This is a genomic window from Variovorax sp. PMC12, assembly GCF_003019815.1.
Classification (GTDB): domain Bacteria; phylum Pseudomonadota; class Gammaproteobacteria; order Burkholderiales; family Burkholderiaceae_C; genus Variovorax.
This window is the reverse complement of the sequence record NZ_CP027773.1, coordinates 3,220,350-3,238,316: the sequence shown is the minus strand read 5'-3', so window position 1 is coordinate 3,238,316 and position 17,967 is coordinate 3,220,350. Positions and strand designations below refer to the sequence as shown.

The 17,967-nt window shown below is 64.0% G+C and carries 13 protein-coding genes; 8 read left to right on the top strand and 5 right to left on the bottom strand.

The genetic code is table 11. The features are described 5' to 3' along the window. Positions 1–48: 48 nt before the first annotated feature. Positions 49–876 carry a dienelactone hydrolase family protein gene (locus tag C4F17_RS15100; protein ID WP_106937564.1) on the bottom strand — a complete coding sequence of 276 codons (828 nt, stop codon included), beginning with the start codon at positions 874–876 and terminating at the stop codon, positions 49–51. Positions 877–893: 17 nt separating this feature from the next. Beyond that, positions 894–1,355 (bottom strand): tautomerase family protein, encoded by a 462-nt coding sequence (locus tag C4F17_RS15095; RefSeq protein ID WP_106935779.1) that lies wholly within the window; start codon positions 1,353–1,355, stop codon positions 894–896. A gap of 80 nt (positions 1,356–1,435) precedes the next feature. Between C4F17_RS15095 and C4F17_RS15090 the strand changes: the two genes are divergently transcribed. Further along, positions 1,436–2,401 (top strand): GlxA family transcriptional regulator, encoded by a 966-nt coding sequence (locus tag C4F17_RS15090; protein WP_106935778.1) that lies wholly within the window; start codon positions 1,436–1,438, stop codon positions 2,399–2,401. 36 nt (positions 2,402–2,437) lie between these two features. Here the strand turns inward: C4F17_RS15090 and C4F17_RS15085 are convergent, their stop codons facing one another. The 3 genes from C4F17_RS15085 to C4F17_RS15075 all read right to left on the bottom strand — a co-directional run bounded on the left by C4F17_RS15085 (position 2,438) and on the right by C4F17_RS15075 (position 5,681). Beyond that, entirely contained in the window at positions 2,438–3,475 is a 1,038-nt protein-coding gene (locus tag C4F17_RS15085) for a DctP family TRAP transporter solute-binding subunit (protein ID WP_106935777.1), read from the bottom strand. Positions 3,476–3,822: 347 nt separating this feature from the next. After that, on the bottom strand, positions 3,823–5,121 hold the full coding sequence (locus C4F17_RS15080; protein ID WP_106935776.1) for a TRAP transporter large permease: 1,299 nt from the start codon (positions 5,119–5,121) through the stop codon (positions 3,823–3,825). Then, on the bottom strand, positions 5,118–5,681 hold the full coding sequence (locus tag C4F17_RS15075; protein WP_081268393.1) for a TRAP transporter small permease: 564 nt from the start codon (positions 5,679–5,681) through the stop codon (positions 5,118–5,120). The genes C4F17_RS15080 and C4F17_RS15075 overlap by 4 nt, the downstream gene beginning before the upstream one ends. A gap of 682 nt (positions 5,682–6,363) precedes the next feature. On the opposite strand from C4F17_RS15075, the gene hsdR reads away from it, so the two are divergent. From hsdR to C4F17_RS15035, 7 genes are read left to right on the top strand one after another with little or no spacing between them, the layout of a single operon-like run. Beyond that, complete coding sequence (gene hsdR, locus C4F17_RS15065) at positions 6,364–9,774, top strand: type I restriction-modification system endonuclease (RefSeq protein WP_106935774.1); 3,411 nt, start codon at positions 6,364–6,366, stop codon at positions 9,772–9,774. A 26-nt stretch (positions 9,775–9,800) separates the two neighbouring features. Then, on the top strand, positions 9,801–11,381 hold the full coding sequence (locus C4F17_RS15060; RefSeq protein ID WP_106935773.1) for a class I SAM-dependent DNA methyltransferase: 1,581 nt from the start codon (positions 9,801–9,803) through the stop codon (positions 11,379–11,381). Further along, positions 11,378–12,418 carry a PDDEXK nuclease domain-containing protein gene (locus tag C4F17_RS15055; RefSeq protein ID WP_106935772.1) on the top strand — a complete coding sequence of 347 codons (1,041 nt, stop codon included), beginning with the start codon at positions 11,378–11,380 and terminating at the stop codon, positions 12,416–12,418. The genes C4F17_RS15060 and C4F17_RS15055 overlap by 4 nt, the downstream gene beginning before the upstream one ends. Then, entirely contained in the window at positions 12,411–14,051 is a 1,641-nt protein-coding gene (locus C4F17_RS15050) for a restriction endonuclease subunit S (RefSeq protein ID WP_159053667.1), read from the top strand. The genes C4F17_RS15055 and C4F17_RS15050 overlap by 8 nt, the downstream gene beginning before the upstream one ends. Next, the gene (locus tag C4F17_RS15045) at positions 14,038–15,630 is read left to right on the top strand and encodes an AAA family ATPase (protein WP_106935770.1); all 1,593 of its coding nucleotides are present in this window, start codon (positions 14,038–14,040) and stop codon (positions 15,628–15,630) included. The genes C4F17_RS15050 and C4F17_RS15045 overlap by 14 nt, the downstream gene beginning before the upstream one ends. Then, a complete protein-coding gene (locus C4F17_RS15040) occupies positions 15,627–16,490 on the top strand; it encodes a hypothetical protein (protein ID WP_106935769.1) in 864 nt (287 codons plus the stop codon). The genes C4F17_RS15045 and C4F17_RS15040 overlap by 4 nt, the downstream gene beginning before the upstream one ends. Then, positions 16,487–17,461, top strand: coding sequence for a DUF5655 domain-containing protein (locus C4F17_RS15035; RefSeq protein ID WP_106935768.1), 975 nt, complete (start codon positions 16,487–16,489; stop codon positions 17,459–17,461). Before C4F17_RS15040 ends, C4F17_RS15035 begins: the two co-directional genes overlap by 4 nt. The last annotated feature ends 506 nt before the right edge of the window (positions 17,462–17,967 follow it).

The following is a 17,967-nucleotide window of genomic DNA, read 5'->3' as shown; positions in this document are numbered from 1 at the left end:
CGAACGGCGCGCCCCTGCGGCGCCAGTCTGCCAGAGCGCGGGCGCCGCTCAGCCCTGCCGCAGCCGCCCGGCGAAGAACGCCAGGATCTCGTCACGCGCCGCCAGCGTCGGCTGGCCCGCCTCGTCGATCAGGTGCGCCGTCACCACGCTGTGCGGGCTCGCCACCACCTGCGCGAAGAAGGGCGGGGTGTCGGTGTTGGCCGCGCTGTCCGGCAGCACACGGGCCACGAAGCGTTCGCCCAGCGCCTCGGAGAAGGCGGCAAAGCGCTGCGCCCGGCAATGCTTGTCGCCTTCGAAGCGGTAAGCCATGACCGTCAGGTCTTCGCGCTCCAGCCGCTCGCGGACCGCGGCCAGTTCCTCCGGCGCCATGTTCGTGGCGGCGGGGTTGTCCATCGGCAGCGAAGGCTGGCACACCACCGGCGCCAGCATCGCGGGCTCCAGCATCATCGACAGCGCGAAGTTGCCGGTGAAGCACATGCCGATGGCGCCCACGCCGGGGCCGCCGCACTCTGCATGCGCGAGCCGCGCAAGCGCGCGCAGCCATTGCGTGACCGGGCTCGATTCATTGGCGGCGAAGGCGCGGAACTCCGCGCTCACGCAGGTGCGCCTGAACACGGCCACGCCTTCTTCCGCGCCGGGCACGGCACCGTCGCGGCCGAACAGCGACGGCATGTAGACGGTGAAGCCCGCGTCGCGCACCCAGCGTGCAAAGCGCGCCACATGCGGACTGATGCCGGGCATCTCGGTCATCACGATCACGGCCGGGCCCTCGCCGAGCACGTAGACCTTCTTTTCCACGCCGTCGAGCGTGATCCGGCGCGCGGTGAAATCGTCGAGCGGGTCGTCTTCGGTCAGGGGGCGGGGCGTCGTCGTCATGCGTTTCTCCGTGTTGCTCATGCAGGGCTGCGCGCCAGGTGCTGCAGATGGGCATAGCCCGCGTTGCGAGCGAAGTCGGGCAGCGTCCATATCTGGCCGCCCACGCCCCAGGCGCCGTCGGGCACTTCGTCGAGCACCACGGAGGTCATGAGGCGCCGCCGGTCGTCCGCCGGCATGGCTTCTGCGAAGGCTGCATGCATGCGCGCGGCATAGAGGCTGCGCGATTCGTCGTCGAGCACGCCGGCCGGCAGCAGCACCCGCGCCATGCACGGCAGGTATTGCGCGGTGGCGTCGGCGCCGCCGCAGGTCCAGCCGCCGGCAGCGACCTCGTCCACCAGCACCCAGCACATGAAACGCGCACGGGGCTCGTCCGGCATCTGCTCGACGGCCGCGGCCGCTTCATTGATCTTGCGAACCAGCGTGGCGCGGCTCTCGCCGGGAAAGGCGCCTTGGGGAATCTTCACGAGGATGTTGGGCATGGTTGTATTGGGCCCTTCGCGCCGCCAGAATGGCAGTGTCCAATTTGACTGTTTAGAAGCTGAATCAGACAGCCCCAAGAATGCACGACTTCACGATCCTGGTGCTGCCCGGCGCCTTCAATTCGAGCGTCGCGGTCACGCTCGACATGCTCGGCGCCGCGCAGGCCTTGGCTCCGCGTGCCGGCGTGGCGCCGCCGCGCTGGCGGCTGTGTTCGGTGCAGGGCGGCCCGGTGCCGCTGCAGGCCGGCATGGCCATCGACACCGCGCGCCTGCCCGTACGGCCGCGCGACGACCGCTCGGCCTGGGTGGTGCCGGGGCTCGGCCTCAACACGCCGGGCGACATCCGCGGCTGCCTCGAGAGCGATGACGCAGCCAAGGCAATCGCGGGCCTGGTGCGGCACGCAAAGGCCGGCGGGCAGGTCGCGGCCTCGTGCTCGGCCGTGTTTTTGCTCAACGCGGCCGGGCTGCTTCAGGGCCGGCGCGCGACCACCTCGTGGTGGTATGCGCCGCTGCTCGCGCGCATGGCGCCCGGCTGCACCGTCGATGCCGACCGCATGGTGTGCGCCGACGGCCCGGTGGTCACGGCCGGCGCCGCGTTCGCGCAGACCGACCTGATGCTGCACCTGCTGCGCGAGCGCTGCGGCAGCGCGCTCACCGACCTGGTCTCGCGCATGCTGCTGATCGATGGGCGCCAGGCACAGGCGCCGTTCGTGGTGCCGGAAGTGCTGGCCAACGGCAACGACCTGGTGGCGCGGCTGGCCGCGCGCGTCGAGTCGGCGCTGCCAGACGCACCGGCCGTCAGTGCGCTGGCGCGCGAGTTCTGCATGTCGGAGCGCACGCTGTCACGCCACATCCGCAAGGCCACCGGCAAGAGCACGCAGGCGCTGGTGCAGAGCGTGCGGCTGCGGCGCGCCCGCGCGCTGCTCGAAACCAGCCGCATGACGGTCGAGCAGGTGGCCGGCGCGGTGGGCTACCAGGACGCCACCGCGTTGCGGCGCCTGATGAAGAAGATGGCGGGGGCCAACCCGAGCCGCTATCGCAGCTGATGCGGCCGCGGCCACCGCCCCTCGTTTTTTTTACGCTTACTTCTTGCGCGCGGCAATCGCCTGCTCGGCCTTCGCCACCAGGTCCGTGCCCACGGTCGACTTCCACTTGTCGTACACCGGCCGCGTCGCCTTCACGAAGGCTTCGCGCTCCGCCGGCGTGAGGCTCGTCACCGTCACGCCCATGCCCGCGATGTCTTTCAGCACCGGCTTGTCGGCCTCCACCAGGCCCTTGCGCGCGATGGCGATCTCTTCCTTGCCCGCGTCGATGGCGGCCTGCCGCACGATGGCCTGGTCGGCAGGGGTCCACGAAGCCCAGATTTCCTTGTTGACCACGAACACCAGCGGGTCGGCCACGTAGCCCCAGGTGGTGACGAACTTCTGGCCCACGGTCTGCATCTTGAGCACGGTGAACAGGAACAGCGGGTTCTCCTGGCCGTCGACCGCGCCGCTCGCGAGGGCCGGCTGTGCGTCGGCCCAGCTCATCTGCGTGGGGTTGGCGCCGAGCGCGGTGAACATGTCGGAGTAGATGGGCGAGCCGACCACGCGGATCTTCATGCCCTTGATGTCTGCCGGCGACCTGATGGGCTTCTTGGAGTTGGTGATTTCGCGGAAGCCGTTTTCGCCCCACGCGAGCGGCACCACGCCGGCCTTGTCGAGCGTCTTGAACATTTCCTTGCCGACCTCGCCCTGCGTGAGCGCGTCGATGGCCGCGTAGTCGGGCATCAGGAAGGGCATGGAGAACAGGTTGAGCTGCTTGACCTGCGGCGACCAGTTGATGGTGGAGCCGACTGCCATGTCGATGACGCCCTGGCGCAGTGCGCTGAACTCGCGGGTCTGGTCGCCCTGGATGAGCGAGACGCCGGGGTAGAGCTTGATGTTGATGCGGCCCTGAGTGCGCTCTTTGACCATGTCGGCCCAGATTTTCCCGGCCTGGCCCCAGGGGGTGGGCGGGCCGAGCACGAGGGACATCTTGTATTCGGGCTTGTAGGCGGCCTGCGCCATTGCGCCGGTCGAGAACATGCCGAGGGCGGTGGTTGCTGCGGCGAGCCCGAGCAGGGTGCGGCGGAATTTCATGAGAGGTCTCCTTATTGTTCGAAACACTTACTGGTACTGAAAACTTTACTGAAGGGGCTTGTACGTTCAGGGCGCGTGCACAGGCCATCGGGTACTCCCCTCCGCGAATGTCCCCCGGCCTGCGGCCTCCTCCTTTATTTCGCTGCGGGGAGCACCCGACGCCCTGTGCACGAGGCACGCTGCTCGTGCTCGGCCGATCAACCGACGCCCTGTCCAACGCTCACGCTGGCGGGGTGCCTTGCGCAGCGAAATAAAGGAGGAGCCCGAAGGGCGGGGGACATTCGCGGAGCAAGGTACCCCGTCGGCGTGAGCGCACCCCGAACAGCGGCCGCCACGCAAGACAAGCATCAGTACCCCAACTTGCGAGGCAACCACAAAGCCAGCTCCGGGAAGACGATGACCAGCACCATCACCACGAACATCGAGAACAGCATCCACCCCACCCATCGCACCGTCTCTTCCATGCGCACATTCGCGATGCGGCACGACACCATCAGGTTGACCGCGAGCGGCGGCGTGAACTGGCCCAGCGCCACCTTCAGCGTGAGGATCACGCCGAACCAGACCGGGTCCCACTTGTAGTACTGCACGATCGGCAGCAGCAGCGGCACGAAGATCAGGAAAATCGACACGCCGTCCAGGAACATGCCGACAGTGATCAGCAGCAATATCAGCAGCGCCAGGATGCCGTATTCGCCCAGGCCCGAGTTCACGATGGCGCGCGTCACCGGGTCGATCACGCCCAGCGTCGACAGCGAATAAGCGAAGATGCCCGCCAGCGACACCACCAGCAGAATCACCGCAGAGAGTTCGCCCGACTCGCGCAAGATCACGAACAGGTCGCGCACCTTGATGGTCCGGTGAATGCACATGCCCACGAACAGGCCGTAGAACACCGCCACCACCGCCGCTTCGGTCGGCGTGAACCAGCCGGCGCGCATGCCGCCCAGAATGAGCACCGGCGCCGCCAGCCCCCAGGTCGCTTCGCGAAAGCTCTTCCAGAAAGGCGGGCGCGGCAGCGTCGATTCGAGCGCGCCCATCTTGTGCTTGCGGGCCAGCAGCACGGCCGGAATCATCAGCGCCAGGCCGGCCATCACGCCCGGGATCATGCCGGCCGCAAACAGCGCCGGCACCGAGGCGCCCGGCACCAGCACCGAATACACGATGAACGCGACCGAAGGCGGAATCAGGATGTCGGTGGCCGCCGCCGCGCCCACCACGCTGGCGGAGAACGCCGCCGGGTAGCCGGCGCGCGACATGGCCGCGATCATCACCGCGCCCACGGCCGCCGCGTTGGCCGGGCCGGAGCCGGAGATGCCGCCGAGGAACATCGCCACGGCAATCGCCACCAGCGGCAGCATGCCGGGGCCGCGGCCCACGATGGCAATGGCAAAGTTGACGAGACGCAGCGCCACGCCGGAGCGGTCGAAGATGGAGCCGACCAGCACGAACATCGGAATGGCCAGCAGCGGATACTTGCCCAGGCCGGCATAGAAGTTCTGCGGCACGGCGAGCAAGCCGAACCACTGGGCGTCGCTGTTGGCCAGCGCGATGCAGGCGGCGCCCGCCAGTCCCAGTGCGGCGCCGATGGGCACGCCCACCAGCATCATCACGACGAAGGCGACAAAGAGCAGGGTAGCGATCACTTGGTGTCTTCTGACTTGTAGTTTTTCTTGCGGCCGCGGCGGACCATGAGGCCGATGGCGCGCAGCGCGATCGCGAAGGACACGATAGGCAGCCAGATCGAATACCACCACGCCGGCAGCCCGATGCCCGGCGTCGTTTCTTCAAAGCGGTAGTCGTCCCACACCATGCGGATGCTGAGCGCGCCGATGAGGGTGAACAGAATGGCGATCATCAGCGCGCCAAACTGCGCGAGCCGCTTGCGCCGCGCCATCGAGCCGCTTTCGGAGAAGTACTCGATGCGAATATGCCGGTCGCGCGCCACGGCGGCCGAGCCGGCCACCAGCGCCAGCATGATCATGAGGAACACCGAGAACTCTTCGGTCCACGCGAAGGACGAATCGGTGAAGTAGCGCACCAGCACGTTGGCAAAGGTAATGAGCGCCAGGGCGCCCATGATGATGACGGTGAGCCAGTCTTCGATGGCCAGTGGCACCTTGGTGGGTTCGTCGGCGGCTTCGATGTCGGGGGGGATGGGGCTGGCGGCGTCCAGCGTGGGGCCGGACTCGGGTGGAGTTGTCATCGCAGGAAGGTCAGTGAGGCCAAAAGCCATGTCACCGGGCGGACGCCGGGACGCGTTCCGTACACCTCGACAGGGAAACAGCCGTCGATGCTAGGTGGTCGATGACCACTCATGTATCGGGGGTTTCCTTAGCTGCCTTGCCTTTCCAGGGCGTGTGCGCAGGCCGCCGGGTACTCCCCTCCGCGAATGTCCCCCGCCCTTCGGGCTCCTCCTTTATTTCGCTGCGGGGAGCACCCGGCGCCCTGCGCACGGGGAGTGTGGCTGGGGGGTAGTGGATAGGCAGAGGTCTCAAAGACTGGTGTCGGCTGCGCTCATACATCGAGATTTTTCGTGGTCGCAACTAGGCTCGGAGGCGCAATCGACTGCCTGGGTCGATCCCCTAGGAAAGTCTCGATATGGGTTGAGCTACCATTGCAGAACGCTAGCGTTTTTCACACAGGAGTTCTGCATTGGCCGTAACGAAGACAGAGGTGGTCAGTGCGAGAGTGCCTCCCGATGTGAAGGCCGCCCTGTCCGCTGCCGCAGAGGCGGAGAGACGCAGCGTTGCGTCCATGCTCGAAGTCATGGTTCTCAGCTACTGCCGTGATCATGGCATCGCCGCATTGCGTGCCGGCTCTATCGACAGGGCGCCTGGCAAGGCATCGCGAAAGCAACGCCAGCCGTCGAGCTGAAATGGCCTGACATGCAGGGCGATAAGGCATCGAATTTTGGACACCTCAAGGCGCACGATGAGCAACTCGTGCGCCTCGGGATGCTTGCTGAGCGCTACTTTGCGGACGATCCGAATACTTGCCTCCTGAAGCTTCGCCAATTGACGGAATTGCTCGCACAACTCGCAGCTTCGAACGTCGGGGTTTTCACCTCTTCCGAAGAAAAGCAGGTCGACCTGCTTCGCCGTCTGCAGGACCAGGGCATCATCCCGCGAGAGGTCGGGGCGTTGTTCGCGCAGGTCCGTAGGTCGGGCAACAACGCGAACCACAGTTTTGGCGGCGACCACCGCACCGCGTTGCTCAGCCTCCGGCTTACGTGGCAATTAGGCGTGTGGTTCCACCGGACCTTTAAGGATCCCGCCTTCAAGTCCGGCCCGTTCCTGCCTCCAGTGCCGCCGGCGAACGAAAGCGTCGAACTCACAACCGAACTCAACGCACTTCGGGTTGAGTTGGCCCAGTACCGAGCTACGCATCAGGATGCGGCCCAGGTGCTCGATCAGGCGCAGGCACAGATCAGGCGCGCCGAAGAAGATCGCGCGTTCTGGGAGAACATGGCCACGGAGGCCGAATCGGCAAAAGCCGCACTACTCCAGCGTATGGAGTTGCTTCAGGCCCAAGCCGGTGCGGAGCCACCACAGGCCATCGCGAGACTTGTAGCAGCCGCAAATTCGGCGGCAGCAGTCATCCAGATCAGCGAAGACGACACGCGCAAGCTCATCGACGAACAACTTGCCAGCGCGGGCTGGACGGTCGACTCGGCGCGGCTGACGTTCTCCAAAGGTGCCAGGCCCCAACGTGGCCAGAACCTCGCTATCGCCGAATGGCCCACCGAGACGGGGCCTGCCGACTACGCGCTGTTCATCGGCCTCACGCCGGTCGCCATCGTGGAGGCCAAGCGCAAGAACATCGACGTCTCGGCTGCATTGCAACAAGCCAAGCGCTACAGCCGCGGCTTCCGTGCATCACCCGAGGTGGAGCTTCCTGCCGACAACTTCGGAGCCAACGCCGAGTTCCGTATTCCCTTTGTGTTTTCCACCAACGGTCGTCCCTACTTGCGGCAGTTAGCTGAGAAAAGCGGCGTCTGGTTCTGTGACCTGCGGCGCCCAGAAAACCTCGGCCATGCACTAGACGGTTGGTACACGCCCGAAGGCCTGAGCGCGCTGATGGAGCGGGACGAAGACCGCGCGCACACCGAACTCGCCAATGCGCCATTCGAATACGGTTTTCCGCTACGCCCCTACCAGCAGAACGCCATCCGGGCGACCGAGGCCAGTATTCACGAGGGCCAGCGTGCCATCTTGCTGGCCATGGCCACTGGCACCGGCAAGACCAAGACCTGCATTGCCCTCATCTACCGCCTGCTCAATGCCAAGCGCTTTCGCCGCATCTTATTTTTGGTCGACCGCTCAGCCCTGGGCGAGCAGGCCGCGAATGCCTTCAAGGACACGCGGATGGAGCGTTTGCAGACCTTCGCCGACATTTTCGGCATCAAGGAACTGGATGCCCCACGGCCCGACGCCGACACGGCCGTCCATCTGGCCACGATCCAGGGCATGGTGCAACGTGTTCTGTACACCGCCGAAGGTGAGCTTCCACCTCCCGTCGACCAGTACGACTGCATCGTCGTCGACGAATGCCATCGCGGCTACCTGCTTGACCGTGAGTTGTCGGACACCGAACTCAGTTTCCGTGGCTACGACGACTACGTTTCCAAATACCGGCGCGTGCTGGACCACTTCGACGCTGTGAAGGTCGGCCTCACCGCCACGCCTGCGCTGCACACCACTCAGATCTTCGGACCGCCGGTGTTCACTTACGGGTACCGTGAGGCCGTCGTCGATGGCTGGCTGGTGGACTACGAACCGCCCATCCAGGTGCACACCCACTTGTCCAGCGAAGGCATCGCCTGGAAGGCTGGCGAGGAAGTCAAGGTTTACAACACGGGCCGCCAGCAGATCGACCTGTTCAAGGCGCCGGACGAGATCAAGCTCAAGGTCGACGATTTCAACCGCAAGGTCATCACACGACCGTTCAACGAGGTTGTTTGCAACTATTTGGCGCAGGAGCTGGACCCCGCGTCGCGCCGCAAGACGCTGATCTTCTGCGTCAGCGACAGTCATGCCGACATGGTGGTGGACTTGCTCAAGCAGGCTTTCGCCACCCAGTACGGTTCTGTGGAAGATGACGCCGTCATCAAGATCACCGGCGCGGCCGACAGGCCGCTGCAGTTGATCCGCCGCTACAGGAACGAACGCCTCCCCAACGTTGCGGTGACGGTGGACCTGCTGACCACCGGCATTGACGTGCCCGAGATCTGCAACCTGGTCTTCCTGCGACAGGTGAATAGCCGCATCCTGTTCGATCAGATGCTGGGCCGCGCTACGCGGCTGTGCGACTTCGGCGGTACCGACGTAAAGGACGCGTTCCGCGTGTTCGACGCCGTGCGCATCTTCGAGGCTATCGGCGACATGACGGCCATGCAGCCCGTGGTCGTGAATCCGAAAATCAGCTTCAGCCAACTGGCCCAGGAGCTGGCAACGCTCAAGGACGATGCCGCCACCGCCCTGGTGCGTGACCAGTTCCTGGCTAAGCTGCAGCGCAAGAAGCGTCACCTGTCTGACAACGACCGACAAGACTTCGAAGCCAAAGCCGGCATGCCCGTGCAGGCCTTCATCCAGAAACTGAAGGCTATGTCCCCGACCGATGTGGCCGCATGGTTCGTTCAAAACCCGGAGCTGGGCGAACTGCTGGACCGCCGCGGCGATGGCCCCGAACGCGAGATGTATGTGTCAGAGCATGCCGACCGCTTTGAACGTGCCGATCGCGGCTACGGCAAGGCCCAGAAGCCAGACGACTACCTCCGCGCGTTCGGCGATTTCATCCGGGACCAAGGCAACCAGATTCCGGCCTTGGTGACCGTGCTCACCCGCCCGCGCGAGCTGACCCGCGCCCAGCTGCGCGAGCTGGTGCTGACCCTGGACCGTGCCGGCTTCACCGAAACCAATCTGGCCTCGGCTTGGCGCGAGCTGACCAATCAGGACATCGCCGCGCGCATCGTCGGCTATATCCGCCAGGCCGCCATCGGCGACGCGCTGGTACCCTACGCCGAGCGGGTGGACCATGCGTTGCAAAACCTGCTGGCGCACCCGCCCGGCGGCAAGCCTTGGAGCACACCGCAGCGCGACTGGCTCAAACGCATTGCGGCGCAGACCAAGGCCAACGTGCTGGTAGACCGCGCCGCTCTCGACGACCCCGACCTCATCTTCAAGCGCGAAGGCGGCGGCTTCAACCGCCTCGACAAAGTCTTCAATGGCCGGCTCCAGCCCGTGCTGGAGGCCTTCAACGACGCGCTGTGGTCCCCACCATCATCGGCCAACCGCTGACCTCTCTACTGACCCCCTGCTATCTCATGACCAACCACTCTGCCGCGCTCGACATCGGCGCCAAGCTTTGGTCGCTGTGCCACGTGCTGCGTGACGACGGCGTCACGTACCACCAGTACCTGAGCGAACTGACCTACCTGCTGTTCCTGAAGATGATGAAGGAGACCGGACAGGAAGACCGGCTCAAGGTGTGGAAGCGACCCAAGAAGTCCGAGCCCCCGGTCGAACAACCCGGCACCCGCTGGGACGACCTGCTCAACGCCTCCACGCCCGAACGGCTCGACCTTTACAAGGAGATGCTGCTCGACTACGGCCTGCGCGGCCGCGGCGCCGTGCAGGAAATCTACGCCAACGCCAACACCTTCATCACCAAGCCCGCCACACTGAGCAAGCTGGTCATCGACATCGACAGTCTGGACTGGTACAGCGTGGACCGCGACGACCTGGGCGACATGTACGAAGACCTGCTGGAGCGGAACGCCGGCGAGAAAAAGAGCGGCGCCGGCCAGTACTTCACGCCAAGGCATCTGATCGACAGCATCGTTGCGGTGATGCAGCCGCAGCTGGGCGACGTGATCCAGGATCCGGCGGCCGGCACCTGCGGCTTCCTGATCGCTGCCAACAACTACCTGCGTCATCACAATGACTTCGACAGCCTGACGGATGCTCATCAGCGCCGCTACGCCAAGGACACCTTCTTCGGCATGGAGCTGGTGCAGGACACGCACCGCCTGGCACTGATGAACATGCTGCTGCACGGCATCGAAGGCGGAGTGACCTATGGCGACACGCTCAGCGATGACCACAACCAGTTGCCGAACGCCACGCTGATCCTCTCCAACCCACCCTTTGGCACCAAGAAAGGCGGCGGCCTGCCGACACGTGGCGACCTCACCTTTGAGACCAGCAACAAGCAGTTCGCCTTCCTGCAGCACATTTACCGTGCGCTGAAGCCGGGTGGGCGCGCCGCCGTGGTGCTGCCCGACAACGTGCTGTTCGAAAGCAACATCGGTACCGAGATCCGCCGCGACCTGATGGACAAGTGCAACCTGCACACCATCCTGCGCCTGCCTACTGGCATCTTCTACGCCCAGGGCGTGAAGACCAACGTGCTGTTCTTCACCCGCGGCAAGACCGACAAGGGCAACACCAAGGAAGTGTGGGTCTACGACATGCGCGCCAACATGCCGCAGTTCGGCAAGCGCACGCCCTTCACGCGTGACTACTTCCGCACATTGCCCGACACCCCCGCCGAGCGCTCGCGCGACAAGTTCGAAGACGTGTTTGGCGACGACCCCGCTGGCGGTCCTGCTGCGTTGGCCGCACGCCAGGACGCCGGCGCGACCGGCCGCTGGCGCCGCTTCACGCGCGAACAGATCGCGCAACGTGGCGACAACCTCGACATCAGCTGGCTCAAGGACGACAGCGCCGAAGCCGCCGACGCCCAGCGCGACGACCCGGCCATGGTGGCTCGCCTGCTGCAGCGCGAGTTGGGCGACGCCATGGCCGAATTGCGGGCCTTGCTGGAGGAATTGGGCGAAGACCCCGATGCGGCGCTGGACGACCTGCCCTTGGACGAACCGCAGGCCGTCGAGACCCAGGCATGAACACGGTGACAACATCAGTAGCCGGTGCACCACCAGACAACCTGCACGCCGAGCTGCGCGCGCTGATCACCGCCAGCCGCCAGCGCCTGGCCGGTGCGGTCAATGCCGAGTTGACCCGGCTGTACTGGACCGTCGGGCAGCGCCTGGCCTCCGAAGTGCTGGGCGGCGAGCGTGCCGGCTACGGCGCCCGCTTGCTCGACCAGTTGGGCCAGCAGCTGGCGCAGGAATTCGGCCGCGGGTTCGAATCCCGCAACCTGCGCCGCATGGTGAAGTTCGCAGAGGCTTTCCCTGACGCGGAGATTGTGTCGACGCTGTCGACACAATTGAGCTGGAGCCACCTGGTAGCCATCGTGGCGCTCAAGACGCCCGAGGCTCGCGCCTTCTATGCCCAGCGCGCCGCGCAAGATGGATGGAGTGTGCGGGAGCTGAACCACCAGATCGAGCGCAAGGCCTTCGAGCGCACGGAAATCGCCGCCGCCCAGACCCCCGTGCTGGCCGCAACGCCTGCGCTGGTCTTCAAGGACCCGTACTTTCTGGACTTCCTGGGCTTGCACCAGGGCCATGACGAAGCCGACCTCGAAGCCGCGATCCTGCGCCAGCTCGAAGCCTTCATCCTGGAACTGGGGCGCGGCTTTGCGTTTGTCGAACGGCAAAAACGCATGGTCATCGATGGGGAAGATTTCTACCTCGACCTGCTGTTCTTCCACCGCCGGCTGCGCCGCCTCGTGGCCATCGAACTCAAGCTCGGCCGCTTCAAGGCCGCGCACAAGGGTCAGATGGAGCTGTATCTCAAATGGCTCGACAAGCACGAGCGCCAGACCGGTGAAGAAGCGCCCATTGGCCTGATCCTGTGTGCCGAGTCCAGCCGCGAGCAGGTGGAGCTGTTGCAGATGCACAAAGACGGCATCACCGTGGCCGAGTACTGGACGGAGCTGCCGCCCAAGGCGGAACTGGAGCAGCAGTTGCATGCGGCGCTGGTGGAGGCGCGGGAGCGGTTGGCGCGGCGGGGAGTTTTGTTGGAGAGTGGCGATGAGTGAGTTCGAGATCACGCCGGAAAGCTTGCCGTCTTCTTGGGTAGTTACAAACCTGGGCTCAGTTGTCGACTATGGCAAGACTGCGAAAGCTGAGCCTTCGGAAATCCCCGGCGATGCCTGGGTGTTGGAACTGGAAGACATCGAGAAGGACAGCTCGCGCATCCTGGGCCGAGTCACCCAATCCCAACGCCAGTCCCGAAGCACCAAGAATCGATTCAATGCCGGGGATGTGCTGTACGGCAAGTTGCGCCCTTACCTCAACAAAGTGGTCATCGCGGACGAGCCGGGCTTCTGCAGCACTGAGATCGTGCCCCTGTCGGCAAATCCAGCACTGGACAATCGCTACCTCTTCCACTGGCTCAAACATCCGGCGTTCCTGAAATACGTGGAGGCCGCCAGTCATGGTATGAATATGCCGCGGCTTGGCACCGAAGCGGGTAGGTCCGCGCCCCTCGTGGTGGCGCCACGAAGAGAGCAAACCCGCATCGCCGACCAACTCGACACCCTGCTGGCCCGCATCCAAGCCTGCAATGACAGCCTGGATGCCATTCCGGCGTTGCTCAACCGGTTTCGGCAGGCGGTTCTGCAAGCGGCAGTCAGCGGAGAGATGACTATAGGAAAGGAAGTGGGGACTGCTGCGACAACGCACCAATTGGTTACGCTAGGCGAAGAAACTCTGCGGATTCCTAGTTCATGGCAGGTCATTGACCTTGGGCAAGCAATCGATCCGGCGCGGCCGCTCTGCTACGGCGTTGTTCAACCTGGCGCAGAGGTATCAAAAGGTGTTCCGCTGATTCGCGTCCAGGACATGGAAGCTGGGTCTGTACTGGAGAGTCAGCTTAGAACGGTTTCGTCAGAAGTCGACCGAGAGTACAGACGATCTCGTGTGGTAGGCGGAGAAGTCTTGATTTCGGTAGTGGGAACTATTGGAAGAACTGCCGTCGTCCCAGCGGGTATGAAAGCGAACATTGCACGTGCAGTAGCGCGCCTCGCTTGTCGAGATGGAGTACTGAATCTATGGCTTCACTATTGGCTTTCGACCGAGTCAATTCAATGGCACTTACTCCGCAGTGCGAAGGAGGTTGCAAGGAAAACGTTGAATCTTGCTGATCTGGCTCGTATCCCCTTGGCTTTACCGAGTCCAGAAGAGCAGGCGCTGATCGTCAATCGGGTTCTGGCACTCTTTGCACTCGCCGACGCGATCGAAGCTCGCCATGCCGCTGCCATTGCACTTGTCCAGCGTCTCACCCCGCTGACCCTCGCCAAGGCCTTCCGTGGCGAGTTGGTGCAGCAAGACTCGTATGACGAACCTGCCAGCGCGCTGCTAGCGCGAATTACTGCCCACAGCGCAACAGCGCCGGTTACTGAGACCCGAGCACCGCGCCGTGGCCGCCCGCCACGCGCTCCAAAGGAAGCCGCCGCCATGACCAAGAGCCGCCAGGACGATGATGTGATGAATCAGCCTTACCTCGCCGGGCACCTCCGGCGCATCGGTTCGCCCGCCAGCGCCGAGGTGCTGTTTAAGTTGGCCGAGCTGCCGGTGGCCGACTTTTACAAGCAACTGGCTTGGGAGGTTGCAGAGGGCCACGTAAAGGACAACCAGACCACCCTGGAGCCCAGCCATGCGGCTGGATAAGGTTTTCATTGATGGCTTCAAGAACCTGAAGCAGTTGGAGGTGGACTTCGACGAGAGCCATCTCACCACGGTGCTTATCGGCCAGAACGGCGCTGGAAAATCCAACCTCATCGAGGCCATCGCGCAGGTCTTTCGTTGGATGGACCTGCGGCGCCACGAGCCGCGCTTTCGCTACCGGGTGGAATACCGCATTCAGCCCCCAGGCCGAACCGTTGCCGAACCGCCGCGCGTATGCCTGAGCAATGTGCCGGGCGAGCCGCCCGTGCGCGTAGATGGCCGCGAAGTCAAGCGTTCCGAATTCGAGAAGCGCAAGGTCGAATTGTTTCCAGACCTGGTGTTTGGCTACTACTCCGGCGGCAGCCGACGGCTGGAGGCGTTGTTTGACAGCCACCAGCGACGCTACTACGACGACATTAAGCTCGAAGATGACCCGGCAAAGGTGGCGCAGGCGCAGGTGGCCCGGCGCCTGTTCTATTGCCGGCCCATCCACGGCGTTCTGGCGCTGCTGGCACTGTTCGCTTTCCCGGCCCCAAAGGTCAAAGCCGAGTTGGCCGACAGGCTGGGCATCACCGGGTTCCATTCGCTTCTGGCCCTGTTTCGTGAACCCTGGTTTGCCAAGGGCAAGCGCGCCAGCGCCGAAGATCTGTGGGGGGCCGGTGGGCCTGCCGGTCGGGCGGCGCACCGCTTCAAGGAGCTAGCCTTCCACCCGTTCGCGCTCGACGGCAATGCTGTGGACGACTACCGCGACAAGAAGCAGGTCGAGCCGCAGTTCGCAGCCTTCCTGCCATCGATCGAGCGGCTGAAGCAACTTGCCCAGCAGTTCAAGGACGAACGCGAGACGTTCTACGCTCTGGAGGCGATGGACATCTCTGACCTGGTGCGCGAGATCCAGGTGTGGGTGACGCGCAGCAACGACGTCAGCGGCGATGTGGGCTTTGCCGACCTGTCTGACGGAGAGCGGCAGTTGCTAATGGTGCTGGGCCTGATCCGGGTCTCGCGCGGCAAGCGTTCGCTGTTCCTGCTGGACGAGCCTGATACGCACCTCAACCCGCATTGGCAGCACAGTTACTTGAAGCTGATCGAAGACTGGACGGACATCGCCGCGGAGAAAGAGCACTGCCACATCGTGCTGACTTCGCATAACCCGTTGACAGTTTCGGCGCTGTCGCGCGATGAAGTACGTGTGATCGTTCAGGCTGACGACGGCCGCGTTACTGCCGCCGCACCGTATGCAGACCCGCGCGGCATGGGCTTCACAGCGACACTCACCGAGATCTTCGGCTTGGCGACGAGTCTGGATGTCGAGACCCAGCGTCTGGTGGATGAGCGCAACGAGTTGGTTCAGTTGGTCGAGCGTGGCGATGAGCAGCAGCGTAGGCTCATCGCGTTAAACGATCAGCTCGCACGACTTGGCTTCCTGAACGAAGACCGCGAACCGCTGTATCAGGACTTCCTGCGCGCCTGGCACGATCTGCGGTACGCAGACAGGCCACCACTCAGCCCCGCCGACGTGGAGGCAAGGCAGCGAGCCATGAAGACGTTGATCCAGAAGCTGACAATTTCGGAGGCCAAGCAGTGATCTACGTCCGTCGAGACCCGGCGCTGATTCCGGAGAAGGTGCTGCGCGTCGCCGAGCGCGCGCAGGCCCAGCTTGAAGCCCTGGCGCCAGACCAGCGCGCTGAATTCATTGATAAGAAGCGGCGAATCTGGCGGGCGTTCGCTCGTTACCTGGCCAAGATGTCATACGGCAAGTGCTGGTACTCCGAGAGCGACTGCGTTCAGTCTTTCATGGACGTGGACCACTACCGCCCCAAGAAGCAGGCCAAACGCACCAGCACCGAAAGCGACGATGGCTACCCTTGGCTCGCGTTCTCATGGGACAACTTTAGGCTTGCGGCGCAGCGATCGAACCAGATCAACACGGAGGACGATGCAGAAGAGTCGGTCGGTAAGGGCGCATGGTTCCCGCTGATGCAGGGAGGTAAGCGCGCTACGTGGGATGACCGCTGCCTCGATGACGAGCGACCCGTTCTGCTCGATCCCGCAAGGCTAGCCGACGTTCGGCTGATCGAGGTCACCGCCGCCGGGAAGATGGGTGCGACCAAGCTTTGCCTGGGTGACTACGAGCGAACGCGCGTCAGCAACACCGTCAAGTTGCTGGGGCTAGATCTTCCTGGACTAGTGTCAGCGAGACAGCGCGCGATGCGGCTGGTACAGGAGCTGGTGGAGCAGGTTGAAAAAGCACTGGTCGCTGCGGACTCAGATGCAGAGGCTTCCGCATTTGTAGCCAATCACATGCCGATCGACGGGCAGGTCAACTTCCTGCAGCGGATGACAGAGCCCAGCCAGCCATACGCCGCGGCAGTCCGGGCACAGCTTCGATTCCTGGGCTACGCCGACCTGTGTGCACCGATCGAGCAGATGGGAGCGGCTGCGTGAGCGACATCAAACTCTTCCGCCTCAACTCCGGCCGCGCCTTCGAGCTGCAAGGCGACGCCTCCGACCTCGAGAAGCCGCTCCAGACTCTGATCGAGGCCAACCTCGACACCCTGCTCGGCATTCGTTTCCTGGCCACCGAATACTCCACCGGGAAGACGCACGCTGGCCGCATCGACTCGCTGGGTCTGGACGAGAACAACTGCCCGGTAATCCTGGAATACAAGCGGTCGGTCGGCGAGAACGTCATCAACCAGGGCCTGTTCTACCTGGACTGGCTGATGGACCATCAGGCCGAGTTCAAGCTGTTGGTGATGGACAAGCTGGGCAATCCGGCGGCCGATGCCATCGACTGGACGGCGCCGCGCCTGGTTTGCATCGCGGCTGACTTCACCAAGTACGACGGCCATGCGGTGCAGCAGATCAATCGCAATATCGAGCTGATCCGCTACCGGCGCTTTGGCGAAGAACTGCTACTGCTGGAGCAGGCCAACGCCACCAGCGCGAACGGCGGCCGTGCGTCGGTGGCCAAGACCGCGAAATCGCCAAAGTCTGCGCTTACGGAGGCCGTTGCGGCGAAGCCGGTGACGGGAGACCGGTCGTTTGCCGAATGGCTGCCCTTGCTTACGCCCCACTTGAGCGAGTTGATGGCGTCGCTGGAGGGGCATGTGCTTTCGCTGGGCGACGACGTGCAACGTAAAGAGCTGAAGTTGTACGTGGCCTTCAAGCGCTTGAAGAACTTTGCCACCGTGGTGCCGCAGAAGGCGCGCTTGCTTCTGTACCTGCACGTCGACCCAGCCCAGGTGCTGCCGCTACCGTCGAACGGGCGGGATGTCAGGCAGCAAGGGCATTGGGGAACGGGTGACCTGGAACTGTCCCTCGCATCGCAGTCGGATCTGGATGCAGCGAAGCCGCTGATCCTGTTGGCGTATGAGGGCCGTGCGATGGGTACTGTGACTTCTTCAGGCAGTTGACGGTCTGCCCAGGCGGGCCGCGAACCTAGCAGCCCGCAGACCAGCTGCTAACTGCTGGTCTCAGGCGCTCCACGTCGCGCCTTCTCGCTCACCTGAAACAGCTCCCCAGCCTTGCGAGCCAGCTCAGCCGCAAGCCAAAGCAGGTTGTCCAATCGTCGAGGCCCATCCCCGCTGCACCAGTCGATGTCTTCCCCGTGGCAGACCCACAGGAGGGCTTCGAGCTGAGAGAGGGTGTTTTCGAGAAGATCCGCCGCGTCTTGGGCGTTGTCTTCGGAAGCTACCGGCGTGCGAGGCCGGGCTATAGTCGTGGTAGCCATTTTTGTGCGCTCCTTCCAAGGTGATTGCACGAACTTGGTTAGACGGTCGGGGTGCTGAGAACACCTCGGCCGTCGCCTTTTGATACCTCGCATCTGCATCGCTGCTTTCGCACCGACGACCTGCCGCGAGGCAAGCAGCCTTCAAACATCTAAGTGGTGGGGTGTGTTGCTTCCCTTGGTGGGGTATGG

What these genes read in the sequence shown, in the direction of transcription:
- C4F17_RS15100 (WP_106937564.1), bottom strand. Translation starts at nt 876, where the DNA reads ATGACGACGACGCCCCGCCCCCTGACCGAAGACGACCCGCTCGACGAT.
- C4F17_RS15095 (WP_106935779.1), bottom strand. Translation starts at nt 1,355, where the DNA reads ATGCCCAACATCCTCGTGAAGATTCCCCAAGGCGCCTTTCCCGGCGAG.
- C4F17_RS15090 (WP_106935778.1), top strand. Translation starts at nt 1,436, where the DNA reads ATGCACGACTTCACGATCCTGGTGCTGCCCGGCGCCTTCAATTCGAGC.
- C4F17_RS15085 (WP_106935777.1), bottom strand. Translation starts at nt 3,475, where the DNA reads ATGAAATTCCGCCGCACCCTGCTCGGGCTCGCCGCAGCAACCACCGCC.
- C4F17_RS15075 (WP_081268393.1), bottom strand. Translation starts at nt 5,681, where the DNA reads ATGACAACTCCACCCGAGTCCGGCCCCACGCTGGACGCCGCCAGCCCC.
- hsdR (WP_106935774.1), top strand. Translation starts at nt 6,364, where the DNA reads ATGCAGGGCGATAAGGCATCGAATTTTGGACACCTCAAGGCGCACGAT.
- C4F17_RS15060 (WP_106935773.1), top strand. Translation starts at nt 9,801, where the DNA reads ATGACCAACCACTCTGCCGCGCTCGACATCGGCGCCAAGCTTTGGTCG.
- C4F17_RS15055 (WP_106935772.1), top strand. Translation starts at nt 11,378, where the DNA reads ATGAACACGGTGACAACATCAGTAGCCGGTGCACCACCAGACAACCTG.
- C4F17_RS15050 (WP_159053667.1), top strand. Translation starts at nt 12,411, where the DNA reads ATGAGTGAGTTCGAGATCACGCCGGAAAGCTTGCCGTCTTCTTGGGTA.
- C4F17_RS15045 (WP_106935770.1), top strand. Translation starts at nt 14,038, where the DNA reads ATGCGGCTGGATAAGGTTTTCATTGATGGCTTCAAGAACCTGAAGCAG.